The following is a 12,856-nucleotide window of genomic DNA, read 5'->3' on the forward strand; positions in this document are numbered from 1 at the left end:
TTATCGATCGTTCAAATCCGATTCTTCAAGGCACTGATTGCATTACCTTAAGTCAAAGACCCTACTCGACTTTGCTGGTTCGGCCTCGGCCGATTGCCGGCGAGGCCACGTTTGGTTATCTACTGCGGGTCGCGCGAGCAAACGGTTACAACACGTTAGCGCAATTAGGAACCGCATTCAGTAGCTTTGAAGCTCTATGTCAGGCATTGAAATTGACGGTAGCTGAAAAAGCTAAGCTGTTTGGACCACGTCCAGGATATTGGCGCCTAACCAATTTGTCGGAAGGGCTGAGTGGGATCGATTTCAATCATACGCGATTGCGTTGGTGTCCGAGTTGTATGAGGGAGTCGGTTTATCTCCGTGGTATTTGGTCAGTGGAAGTTTCCGGCATCTGTAACCGTCATGGTATTCGCTTAATCGATCAATGCCCAAACTGTGGCCGCGCGCAGAAATTGGAGAGGGTGAACTTTGAGCAATGTTCCTGTGGAGCATTGCTTTTTTGTACGCGAAGTGTCGAAAAAGTCGATGGTTCGATATTGCACGTCAGCCAAGTATTCGAGGACTCGCTGAACCAAAAAACGGCCTACGCCAATTTGCCGCCTTTAGCATTCGCGGAATGGGTAAGACTGATCACTTATCTCGGACAATTTTCGAAAAGCTTTCAACCGACAAAGCCTGGAAAGATCGCAAGATTGTATCAGGTCGATACGGCCATGCGTTTGATGTCGCAGATTGCGTATTTATTGGAAAATTGGCCGAAGAATTTTTACCAATTGTTATCGGCATTGCATCGGCAGAGCGACGAAAAACTGAGTATTCGAAGAACTTTCGGTCCGCTTTATCGGGTACTTTATATCGATTTGTCCGATGCTTGTTTTCAGTTTCTACGCGACGAGTTCGAGCATTATTTGATCGAATGCTGGCCTGGTGTAGTGTGTGGCCGGCACCGGGCTTTTCAAGCTGAGACGATAGCCGCCCATCCCAGGCAGGCTTGGAAACAGGTAGTAAAACAAGCCGGTATTGCCCCATCGATTATCCGGCATCTGATCCGAGCCAAGTTGATATTGGCTGACGAAATTGATTTACCTTCCGGTCGAACCGTGCGATCGATTGATAAAAAACAGCTTAAACAACTGACTGATTTCGCCAAAGCGGGTTTCACACTTAAAGAAGCCGCTTACCGGTTAGCGTTGCCGGAAAGTCGAATCAGAACATTGATTACCGATGAAATCATCGAGCCGTTGATTTCGAGGCTACACAGCAACGCCCCCACTTGGTTGATCCCCGAACAACAACTGCGGCGGTTGTATTTTATCGGTCGTGAAATGAATCCCTTACCGGCCACGATCACTATCTCAAAAATCCTCAAACATTGGCGTCTACGCGAGGGTGAGTTCAAGGCTCTGGTACAGGCGCTGTTATTGGGTCGACTCGTGCCAGTGGGCACAAAGGCCGAATATATGCCGTTGGGAAAACTGGTACTAGATGAGCTTCAGGTTCGGCAGTGGTTCACCGAGATGCGTGATGCTGCCGGCGCAAGTTTGTCGATAGATGAGGCAGCGAAACGACTTGGATTGAAACAACAGGTGGCCTATGACTTGATAAAGGCGGGATTACTGGAAACGATCCAAGACGATCTACCTGGCCGGCGTATCACGCCAGTCGCTCTTAAAACCTTTCAGGAAAGCTATATCTCTTTAGCCGAATACGCCCGGTTGTTGAATCGAGCACCACGTTCGGTGTTGCAGTCATTGGAGGTCCAGCCGGTTTCCGGACCGACGATTGACGGTAGCCGGCAATACTTCTACCGCCGGGCTGAGCTAGAGCACGAAGCATGCAATGTTAACGAAGTGACTTGCAATTCAAAAAAAACGTGAAAAAGGAGAATGAACATGTTTGATGACGACTTGCCGAAATCCGATCTTAAACAACTTCGGGATGAGGTTTTAAGCAAACATCCAGAGGCTGCGTTGCCGGTTAATTTACCATCATAGGGTTTAAACCACCGGTTTTTGTTGGTCAGCTTTAGCCCGTATTTTTGGAGTCTTACTGAAAAAGTATGACAGGAAATCGCATCTTGCTTTATGAAGTTTGGATTTCTCGTCAGGAATATTGTTACATCCTTTGTTATTCATGGCATCATTAAGAAAATCAGATATGTCGTAAGCAAATAATGGTCAAAGGTAAATGTGGACGCATTTTTCGTTATCGGGTTAGGGGGGATATCGCGTTACCCATTTTTAGGTAGGATCAATTTATGAAGGAAATTATTATTCTCTATGGGGCGGCAATAACCGTGTCGGTCGGTTTCTTAACTGCGTGGCTAAATTCAAGGGCCCAGGTTAATACTGCAAAAATAACAGCCGAAAAAGATAAGCAACTTCAACTGAATGAAATCTATTTTAGGAGCGTAGAAAAGGAAGTAGAAACAAAGTTGTCTGAATTAGAGAAAATGTATGAAACACTATTATGTATAGAACTTGAAAATTCAAAAACAATGAGCTATATGCAGTCCAGTAATAGCTTGGATATTGAAGAATTCAGATCTAGATATATTTCAAATTGCAAAAAACTGCATGAGATTCAGGCAAAAATAGCTATACGTTTCCCTAGGATGATTGAGGAAACAAATAAGATCTATAGTCAAGCAAACGTTTTTTGGGGAAACCAGGAAAATCTTCTCAGGACAGATATAAAGAATAACCCAGAGCGATACCAAAGTTTGTGCGATAAAATACACGAAGTCAGTTATGTTATATCAGATCTAACTAGTTCATTAAAATCAAAAATAGTTGAAGAAGCTGAGTTTATTCAGCAAAGATTGGTAACTGAGCTAACAAGTGTATGAGCAAAGGCATTAAGAAACGATGTCTCAAAATGGATCATTCATAGATGTATCGCTGGTGTCACTTACAAAAAAAACAACCACAGGTTTTTGTGGAATACAGTTATCGCCATTACTATGGGCGTGGGGTTCTTAAAAACCTTTAAAAATTTGAAAATTACATCAAGGATAAGGGTACGTCTGGCATCATGGGACCTTGGCAGGTACGCAAGCGATCTGTCCAAGTCGCCGATGGCCGCCAATGGTGCACCGCCTGTAACACAAGACTACCCCCATACGGGTGTGGATAACGAACTCAACGCGCTGATCGTCAGGCCGTATATGCTCAGTCAAAGTTGAATTAGTTGATTCCGATCCAAGCTTCGAGTCTGGATTTTATATAGTCAGGCGACAGTCTTTCTTGTTCCAATCTCGAGGCGAATTTATCTGTATTTTTTAAATTCGAAAATATTCGAGCTTCTGAGTCGGTAAGAAATTTAGGCAGGTTATTGACCGATGTTCGTTCACCGACCATCCGGCTCTTATGTTCATCGAGTGTTTCCTGATCCATCATAAGTACTTCGACAGTCGATAACTTTGAACGGACATCGCTCAAGATGGATAGCCCCCAGGTGTCTATATCTCCCCAGTAAGCAACGTTTTTGGATTTAAGCCATACTGCCTCCATCCAGGCCACATTTTTTCCTCCACCAAATATAGCAATGGTATCTGGGAGGGAAGGTAACCCCAATCCTGATTCCATGTTTTCTATAACAAGGATGTTTTTAGCTGGAAGTGCCTGTTGTTTTAAAACGTCTCTGGACAGTTGCAGTACGGGGAAGCCGCCTATTCTCACTTTTGTATCTTCGCACAAGGGACGAATGGTTAACCATGCTGTGGGTTTCGCGATGCATGCAAGCCATTTGAGTAACCCGCCGGCATTTGATACTGCATTGTTATGGATTTTATCGAGAATGTCGGTAATCAAAAAACCATATGTTTCGAGAAACTTGGTGTCGACGCCAACCAGTGGCAGAGCTCTAAGATATTTTCCTGTTCCCATAGCGGGAATTAATTGCTTGATTAAATCCGGCAGTAAACTGGCATCAGCTGGGTTCATTGTCTCAATCGTATTTAAGTTTTTTACCAATGCTGAATAAGTTTCGGGATAGACCTTTAATAAGGGAGACATATTGGTTTCCCAGATTTGACTTCTCTTTAGCGCTCCATCTCCGACAAATTCGATCAGCTCTTGGACGCTTTTTAAAACGAAAAACCTGAATCCGTGACTTAAAAGGCCATCCACGGCCGCAACGCAATGATTTAAAACGCTTATTCTGGGATAATACCGCTATTCTTCCATTCACCCGGCGAGTGATTCATGAAGCGGTTTATCCTGGAGCAATCTGAAACTGAATTTTATACCAGCCATTCTGGATTAGCCTTGGTCGGTTTATGTTTGAATCAATATGGCCAGCTCAATCAGGCGCTGGAAAAAGGTATTCCGCTACGGCACGGTATTGCTCACGCCGATATTATCAAAAGCTATATAGGCACCCTTAGCCTGGGCAAAAGCGACTTCGAAGCCATCGAAAACCATCGCGACGACGACTATTTCAAAGCCGCGCTCGCCATTCATCAAGTACCCTCCAGCGCCCGCCTCAGACAGCGACTGGATGAACACGCCGACGCCTTATTACCGATCATTTATCAAAGCAACCTCGATTTTCTGGCTCACGCCCAGGTGCCGGTAACGCCGTTAGCCACAGGCCATGTCGCGTTGGATATCGATGTTTACCCCATGAACAACGAAAAAACCTGCAAAGAAGGCGTCTCCCGAACCTACAAAGGTTTTGACGGCTACGCCCCGATTGCCCTCTATCTGGGTAAAGAGGGCTGGTGTATTGGTAATGAACTGCGCGAAGGCAAGCAGCATTGCCAATACGAATTCCGCTATGCGCTGGAGCGCGGACTCGCCGCCGCGAAACGTTTGACGACTTTGCCTTTGTTGGTCCGGCTGGATGGCGGTCACGACGCGCTCGACAATCGCATCGACTTACACGAAGCCGATCAGGTCGATTTCATCATCAAATGGAACCCGCGTAAACAAGATGCCGACGCCTGGCTGGCCTACGCCGAACAACACGGCCAGTGGACCACACCGCGCGAAGGCAAACGCGTGGCCTTGTTCAGTGTCATGGAGCAACACACTCGCAACGGTAAAACCTATACCTGTCGCCGGGTCATGCAAATCACCGAGCGCACCATCACGGCTCAAGGCCAAGCCCTCGTGCTACCGGATATCGAAATCGAAGGCTGGTGGACCAGTCTGCCGGTGGCCGATTACGACGATGCCATGGTTATTGCCCTCTATCGCGACCATGCCACCGCTGAACAATTCCACAGCGAATTCAAGACCGATCTGGATATCGAGCGCCTGCCATCCGGCAAGTTTGCCACCAACGACCTGATCATGAGCCTCAGCGCCTATAGCTACAACATCCTGCGCTGGATAGGCCTGATCGGCTTGCTGGGCGAACAAAGCCCGGTCAGGCATCCTGCCAAGCGGCGGCGTATCAAAACCGTGATCCAGGAACTGATGTATCTGGCCGCGCGACTCATCCGTAGCGGGCACCGGCTGAAGCTGCGCTTTTCACAGAGCTGTCCCGGTTTCATCGCTTTTGAATCCACCTACGCCAAACTCGCCGCCGGCTAGCGACTGATCGCTCTGCCATCGATAGCACAACGCCGCAAATTCACAGTGGCTTGGGAATCCTGCGCCTAAAGTCCATCAAATTGAATCATGCAGGGAAAATATTCCAGATAATACGCTGCATTTCTAGCCGTTAAACTCGATTGCCCGGACCACACTTTTAAATTCAGCGAATTTTGGAAGAGTATGACGAATAAAAGGTCTGGCAATATGTGGAGTCACGGATTCAGGAAAAATTTAGGTAACGTTTGTTCGGAAAGCACCCGATAATTTCGGGTTTCCCATTCGATCAGGTGCTGAGCGGCAAATGAGCGCCATTGGCCAATAAATTTTTGGAAATGTTCCATATCACCAACAGCGAGTTGGCCTGTTGGTGGCTTTAATCCAATTCGAATCGGAAACGGTTTATCGTTCAGTAGGCGCGCTTTTAAGCCAGTGAAGTTTTGCCATTCCCGTTTTAATATGAGCTCCTCTATGTCGGAAGGTAGTAAGCCCCACGGCCTATCCATTTTATAACTCCACGCCAAATGATATGGCCTCCATCATGAACTGTTGTTGACGCTGTTGTTCAAGACGTTCGTCAATTTCTTTCCAAGTAACTTCACAGAGGTGGCTTTCATGGTTCTCTTGATCTCGCTCAGCTATGAGCAGAGAACGAGCCGACTCCCTGGCTAAATTGAGATTTTTGTATGGGGTGATCAGGTTGACGTGAATGTGTAGCTCTTTGAACACCCGCAACACTCTGCGGCTGACCGCCTCTGCTGTATTGGAAAATGCCTCGTCTAAAAAAACAGTACAGTAAACAGGTTTGTCGTAGCCGTCCGGTGTCAATACATAGGCCAAACTGGCGGCAACGATGGTACCGGCAAATGATTCTTTCTCGCCGCCGGATTTGCCGCTGGACGATTCCAACACGTCTCGCACTTCATGGGTTTCGGCATCCAGTTCTTCCGCATAAAACGACATTTGATAGCGGGGATCGAGTAGCCTTAAACTTTCTAAAGTGTTAGATGTCACGGGGCTGCTAGCCTTTTCCAGTATCTGGACGACCGATTGCAAGCGTTCGAATCGGGCTTCGTGATCGTCACTGGTTGCCTGGCTCAAAACGGTTCTTACGTGCCTGTTGAAGTCCTGAACATGCGGATATTGTTCGACTTTGCTCCCTAGCTTCAAATGCGAGCCGGGCCGAAACTCGGTTCGAGAGAGTACTCGGTTAATCGTATCAATACGATCGACGATATCTTCCCGTTCCGATTCGAGGCGCTGGTGGATACGTGCCAGCGACTGTGTTGCGTGTTTATTCAACCTCTCTTTGAATTGCTCAACCAAATGTGGCAAACCCTCTTGTTCGAGCCGATTTAAATGAGCTAGATACTCTTCAAGACTGGCGGCGTCACATCCCCAGTCTTCGGCAATGACACGCCATTTGTCGTGAGAGCGAAATGAGGACATAATTCGGATCACGGAATTTTCAGTGTTCCCTTTCCGGTCACGCAATTTTTCTAATTCGCTTTCTATTGTCTGTCTGATCTGGTATTCAATAGAGGGTATCCGTTCAAGATCACTTATCTGGATGGCTCCAACCCTTTGTTTGAGCAAATCGCGCAAGGTATTATCCAAACCGATACATGCTGCGGCCTTAGCTACTTGTTGCTGTTCTGTTGCATCGGTTAGTTTTCCATTCAGTTCACCTTCGGAAATTTTTTGTTGTTCTTTGTTTTCTCTTATATTTGCGAGTTCTTGTTTGGCACTATCCCAACGTTGCCTAGCTTTTTCAAGATCGCTTCCAGCTTCCTCTAGCGCTTGTAAATCGCTTTTTACTAGAGATACTTTCGACTCCCAATAAGGCGCATTAATCTCATCCCACTGATAATTGCGCAACTTTTCCCAAAGCGATTTTCTTTCGTTAATAGTTCCCAGCGTTTCCTCGGCGCTTTTATCAGCTTGAATAGCATCGTTTAATTTTGTAGCTAGATTGCTCAGGTCGTTTCGTAATATTGCCAATCTGGATTTATTGGAAAAACCCAGATACCAGTTGCGGCGGTCGTCAATTCGGTGTTGATCCTTTTTCTCAAAGCGTCCCTTATCCATGTGCATCAAGCCTTGTTGAGTCATGGAAAATGGGGTGATATCCAATTCTTCGGTAGATGAAACACAATGCAGGTCAAAGCGTGCTAAATATCGTTTTAGCCAAGCCCGATATGGATGATCACGCCAGACCAATTTGCGCAAAAAACCATTGGTTTTGAATTCCGCTACTTGAAGGGAGCTTTCATCTCGGACTATCTGAACACGAACATGTAATCCAGTATGGCGGGCATTCAACCAACGGGTTACCATTGAGAAGCGATCAGCTGGAACAGCTAATGTCGTGCGCAACCCTCCCAAAGCACGCTCAATGGCACCTTGCCACGAACGTTGGGATTCATCGACATCAATCAACTCGCCAATAAATACGCATTGTTCACGCACTAGACCCAAAGACTCCACTAGTTCGTCGCGCAGTTGTTGAAACTTGATATCGATATTGGAATCTGGACGCGCTTCGATTTCTTCAATCTCTGTGCGAATGGTTCGTTCTTGCGCTGTTAGCTGGCTAACGGTTCCACGCCGCTCTGCAAAGGTGAGCAGTGCTTCTTTATTTTCTGCCGCAATTCTCTCAAGGCTGGCTTCAGTTTGTGATTGATTATGCAAAAATTGTTGTTCTTGCAATTGATCATTCAATCCCAAAGCACGAGTGTCACTCTGATACCGAGAGGAATGAAGGATTACTTGAGTCAATCGCTGTTCAGCGTTGGCCAATTCCTGTTTTAACGACTCTATACGGCCACCACCGAGTTTTATATAGTCTTCGTGTCGTTGTTCCGCCAGTTTATCGGCATCAGCTTCCTGTGTAGAAAGCTGATTTATCAATAAGGATAAATTTTGTAACGTATTTTTATAATTTTCGATTTTATCGTGCCACAGAGCAAAACCTATTTCTCCAAAGTAAGTGGAAAGCCCATCGCGTTGGCCTTTTAATCGCTCAAGCTCTGTTTCGGTTTGTTTTAGCGTTTCATCCAAGTCGGGCAATCTGGATAAATGATCCATTTGTTGTCTAGCGTCGATCAATTCATTGTGAATTGCAACCAGATCGGCAAACTCATCAACCACTTTCCGGGCGTCATCTTTAACTGTGCTGGGTTCCAACACCAATTCCCTGATCAGACCGGTTAAATCATCGATCTTTTTCAGACCTAATGCTCTCGACAGCAAGGCAGGGGCATTCTTGTTATCCATGTATAAAAGCTTTCGATACAGTTCCTGATAATCGAAAAAGCTATCGTCACAACAAGTGATGGCTGGATCGTTCCGCAGCCATTGTTTCAACGAACGAGCATTGCCTTCGCCAAAAGCATCGAGAATTTCTTTAAGAGATAGGTTTCTTTTTGCAACACAATAAATCCGTTTCACATCGGATAGCGCGTTGTTCGCTTGAGTTGTCCAGAAGATGGCGGTTAATGTTATGGAAGAGCCATCGTCACCACGATAAAGTGCCCTTAATCCAGTAACGACAGCTTTGTCCCGTTTACTTTTGACTCGTGTGCCAGCTCCGTCATGCACGGAACCGAAACTGCCGCGCATGTAGGAAAGCAGCGTTCGATCAGTGCGATCTCCTTGCGCGGCGGCCACGTTGAACGTTGCTCGGCCTGCCGGTAAAAGCAAAGCCATCAGACCGTCAATAAAAGTCGATTTGCCGGCACCGTTATCGCCGGTGACCAAGGTTCCATGAGGATCGATTACTGCGGAATGTAAGCCATGAAACGAACCCCAGTTATAGACGGAAAGCTCTGCTAAACGGATTTGGCCTATGCTGAACAGCGAATGAATGTTTCCAACGTCAATGTTATGCATCTTCCTCTCCCTGATCAATTTCATTTTTTTCCTGCAAATCGGTATTTAACCCGGCTTCACGCGCTAACTGTTGATATTCCAAGAGCATGCTTTCTAAAAATTCCGCATTAACGACATAACGAATAATCGGGGTAATCTCGAAACGATCATCGTTGCCACGTACCGAACTTAGAATATGTCGTTCCGTCATCTTTTTTAATGCGGCATCAAGTTGTCTGCGATCCGATTTGCTGCTGTTGGTCAACGATAGAAAGGGTGACAAATTGGCTTCGATTTTCTCTACGTCGATAATGATTTTTTGTTCGCCTGTCGTTTCCCGTTCCTGATAATGCTTACGCAGTACCAGAAGTAGAAAGGTGTCATAAAGCGAAAGTGTTCTGCGGGTAATTAAGGAAACCGTTTCTTCATTTTCTCCGTCGCTTTCATCCAGCCCGGCAATGAATGCGACGCCGGCCCGCTGATCGAGTATCAGTTTTAGGTAGACATCTGCTAAGTGGTTTCGAATAGCGTCTTGATAACGGCAAATTGAATCAAATAGGTTTGATTTTTGGCTGGCTAAAATCACGCCCTGCCTGAATAAGCTTACGAGTGCTCGTCTTGCTTCGGGCGGCATGCTGCCGTTATTCAACGTTACGGTATCATCGAGTGTTTCTTCAGTTGGCGAATCGTCTTGGTCCTCAATGGGTGTTGCAGAGAAAGATTCTTCATACGCTGACACTGATTTGAGCGCCTGGATATCTCCATTTGAGTTTTGCAATGATGACGGATGATCGTCTTGACGCTGCCGGAATCGATCAAATAAATCGCTTATTCCCGATTGGAGGGCACTGTGTTCCAAATCATCGTGGCTCATAGTGCCATCTCCTCTATGCTGTCGGGAAATAGGTCTGCTGTTAGCAGGAACTTTGGAATGGTAGCTTCAAGACGGACACCCTGTTTGTCTAAAAACGCTACTTTTTCTTTGTCATTCAACGTTGTGGCGCCCACTGATCTGGCCACACGCAGGTAGGCGACTAATTCTTCCAGACCTGACGTCAACGGGTGCCTCGCTGCGATAGAGGCAATTGTCATCGGGCCATGTTTAAGCAGCGTGTCTCGAGTTAGCATGGCAATTTCCTTAACTTTTACAGTGTCTAAACAATCCAGCATGAGTGCGTTCGGGATTCTGGAATTGGTTTGCTCTTCTACGCCGGACGTATTCAATTTTTCGTCAGGCATTCTCAGGCGCATATTGTCGGGAGAAGACATTTGAATTGGGCCAACGGGTAACGATAACGAAGTTGAAGTTTTGGGCTCCGTTCCGGCTTCTTTCAAGTCAATCGCCAGGCGTTCCAATTGATGTAGCAACTTATCAACCGCTCTATTTTCCAGAGCAGCTCCGCTTTCGATATAGGCCCTTAAGCTCTCTTCTGTCCTGCGTCTGATATGAAAAACGCGTTCGCTTTCATGGGATAATTCCCGCATCAATCGGCTCAGAAACTGATGTTGCTGCTGCGTTAGCTGTGCTGAGACCGGTCGGTTCAAGATACTGCGCAGCTGGTCCTTAAATTCGGTGGATCTGTTTTGATCGCACAAAAGTTGGAAAAAACCCTCGAATGCGCTTCCCGCATCGGTTTCGGCCAGCAACATTTCCTTTTCCATGACGGATAACAGGAGATCGCCACGTTTCGAACCTCCCTCGATCATCTGTACCCGAACAGCCTGGTCAAGTTCGCGAATTTCATCCTCTACTCGTCGAAAATCTCCGGTCAACACAGAAGCCAATTGATATATTTCCCTTATTCGTTCCCGCTGCTGTACCTCGGATAACTGGGTAACTACGCCGGCATTCAACGCATCGATTTCGCGCTGTAACTCGGATTTTCTCTGTTCGAGCAGTGCAATCCGTTCGTCGGCATTGGGGCTGACAGCCACCGCAAAATCACGCACGGCTTCTTGTACGATTCGAAGATGTGATGCCGTTGTACCCGTACTTCGCTGATCCAGTCCCTGGCAAAATCTCAATGCAACTTCGCTGGCATCTGTTTTGGTGAGTTTGTCGTCCATCTCTCGCAACCAGCCGCTTCGAATCCATTGATTCAAATAAGCTGCGCCTGTAGTTTCTGTTTCCCAAATACCCAGTTCTCTGCATCTTTCCAACTCGGCATCTAACGCCACACGTGCGCGACCGAAAGGAACTTCACTCTCATCGGAAAATAAATCCGCAATGAATGCCAAGATAATCGGCGCATTATCGGCCCGCAGCAATTTCCAAGCGGTGCTTTCCTGAAACAGCCGGCGATACTTAGCTTGTAATCCCTGAAAATTCAAACTCCGCTCCTATTAAGACTTCAGAACTACAATGCAAGGAAGGAATTCACAATCATTGTCTGTTGACTTCTCTTCGGCGCAACTAAAATTCATATTATTCATAATGGGTACAATAAATAATCAATTTGATCATGTCAATAGCTCAAATAAATTGCTTTTCTGTGTTTCTGTTTTAGAATATTCCTATGAGCATCGAACTTTTATCTGCCCCACCCTCGCAAGCAATCGAGAATTTGAATCAAGCGCAGCGGGAACGTCTGACTTTTATTGAATTTCGGCTATTTTTTCTTGGCGGACTAGGGCGACAGGAGCTAATACAAAGGTTTGGTGTTGCCCCGGCAGTCGCGACAAGGGATTTTGCTCAGTATCGGGAAGCATTCCCAAACAACATTAGTTTTAACGGTAAGACAAAGTCATATGAATTAGGACACGCCTTCTCCCCTGCTTTTAAACATTTTCCAGATCAAGTGTTAGCAGTCTTAGCGCATGGATTTGGCTATGGTGGTGTTTACACTTCTGATTGCCTTGTGCCGTGCGAACTTCCGATTATTCTTAGTCGGCCGACAATAGATGTTCTTGCCCCGATCAGTCGCGCTATCCACCAACAAAAAATTGTTAGCCTAAACTACCAATCTCATAGCAGTGGATTAACGCAACGTGAAGTAGCGCCATTTGCTTTAGTGAATGATGGCCTTCGTTGGCACGTTCGAGCTTATGATCGGAAAACGAATGAATTTCGTGATTTTGTACTGACAAGAATGGAGGAAGTGTCAGCATTGGCAGAGAGTGTGTTGTTGAAGCATGAGCTACCATCTGCTGATATTCAATGGAATCGAATAGTCGAACTCGATTTAATACCACACCCCAATCAAGATCATCCTGAAATTATTGAAAGGGATTATGGGATGACCGCCGGTGTTTTACACCTTAAGTTAAGAGCGGCAGTTGCCGGATACGTTCTACGCCAGTTGATAGTTGATTGTTCACCCGAGCATAGCTTGAAAGGTAAGGAGTACAGACTCTGGCTGAGAAATCATTTAGCGCTTTATGGGGTTTCCAGTGCAGTCCTTGCACCTGGACATGAAGTAATCAGTTTGTAAATATTTTAGAGTTGG

General features: G+C 46.2%; 9 protein-coding genes. 4 read left to right on the forward strand and 5 right to left on the reverse strand.

The features are described from left to right. The first annotated feature begins 71 nt into the window (after positions 1 to 71). The gene (locus tag NM686_RS00080; RefSeq protein ID WP_269023021.1) at positions 72 to 1,877 is read left to right on the forward strand and encodes a TniQ family protein; all 1,806 of its coding nucleotides are present in this window, start codon (positions 72 to 74) and stop codon (positions 1,875 to 1,877) included. Between the two features lie 380 nt (positions 1,878 to 2,257). Then, positions 2,258 to 2,848, forward strand: coding sequence for a hypothetical protein (locus tag NM686_RS00085; RefSeq protein ID WP_255189910.1), 591 nt, complete (start codon positions 2,258 to 2,260; stop codon positions 2,846 to 2,848). 337 nt (positions 2,849 to 3,185) lie between these two features. Here NM686_RS00085 and NM686_RS00090 read toward each other — a convergent pair whose 3' ends face one another. Further along, complete coding sequence (locus tag NM686_RS00090) at positions 3,186 to 4,130, reverse strand: Wadjet anti-phage system protein JetD domain-containing protein (protein WP_255189911.1); 945 nt, start codon at positions 4,128 to 4,130, stop codon at positions 3,186 to 3,188. A gap of 75 nt (positions 4,131 to 4,205) precedes the next feature. Here NM686_RS00090 and NM686_RS00095 point away from each other — a divergent pair, with 75 nt between their 5' ends. Further along, positions 4,206 to 5,540: an IS1380 family transposase gene (locus tag NM686_RS00095; RefSeq protein ID WP_255188233.1), complete on the forward strand. Its 1,335-nt coding sequence runs from the start codon at positions 4,206 to 4,208 to the stop codon at positions 5,538 to 5,540. Between the two features lie 215 nt (positions 5,541 to 5,755). Here the strand turns inward: NM686_RS00095 and NM686_RS00100 are convergent, their stop codons facing one another. From NM686_RS00100 to NM686_RS00115, 4 genes are read right to left on the reverse strand one after another with little or no spacing between them, the layout of a single operon-like run. Next, on the reverse strand, positions 5,756 to 6,046 hold the full coding sequence (locus NM686_RS00100) for a DUF3322 domain-containing protein (protein WP_255189912.1): 291 nt from the start codon (positions 6,044 to 6,046) through the stop codon (positions 5,756 to 5,758). A gap of 1 nt (position 6,047) precedes the next feature. After that, entirely contained in the window at positions 6,048 to 9,431 is a 3,384-nt protein-coding gene (locus tag NM686_RS00105) for an ATP-binding protein (protein ID WP_255189913.1), read from the reverse strand. Beyond that, the gene (locus NM686_RS00110) at positions 9,424 to 10,284 is read right to left on the reverse strand and encodes a DUF4194 domain-containing protein (RefSeq protein ID WP_064006614.1); all 861 of its coding nucleotides are present in this window, start codon (positions 10,282 to 10,284) and stop codon (positions 9,424 to 9,426) included. The genes NM686_RS00105 and NM686_RS00110 overlap by 8 nt, the downstream gene beginning before the upstream one ends. Further along, positions 10,281 to 11,741 (reverse strand): DUF3375 domain-containing protein, encoded by a 1,461-nt coding sequence (locus NM686_RS00115; protein ID WP_255189914.1) that lies wholly within the window; start codon positions 11,739 to 11,741, stop codon positions 10,281 to 10,283. Before NM686_RS00115 ends, NM686_RS00110 begins: the two co-directional genes overlap by 4 nt. A 185-nt stretch (positions 11,742 to 11,926) precedes the next feature. On the opposite strand from NM686_RS00115, the gene NM686_RS00120 reads away from it, so the two are divergent. After that, the gene (locus NM686_RS00120; RefSeq protein ID WP_064006616.1) at positions 11,927 to 12,841 is read left to right on the forward strand and encodes a WYL domain-containing protein; all 915 of its coding nucleotides are present in this window, start codon (positions 11,927 to 11,929) and stop codon (positions 12,839 to 12,841) included. Positions 12,842 to 12,856 lie beyond the last annotated feature (15 nt).

Source organism: Methylomonas rapida (assembly GCF_024360925.2).
GTDB classification, from domain to species: domain Bacteria; phylum Pseudomonadota; class Gammaproteobacteria; order Methylococcales; family Methylomonadaceae; genus Methylomonas; species Methylomonas rapida.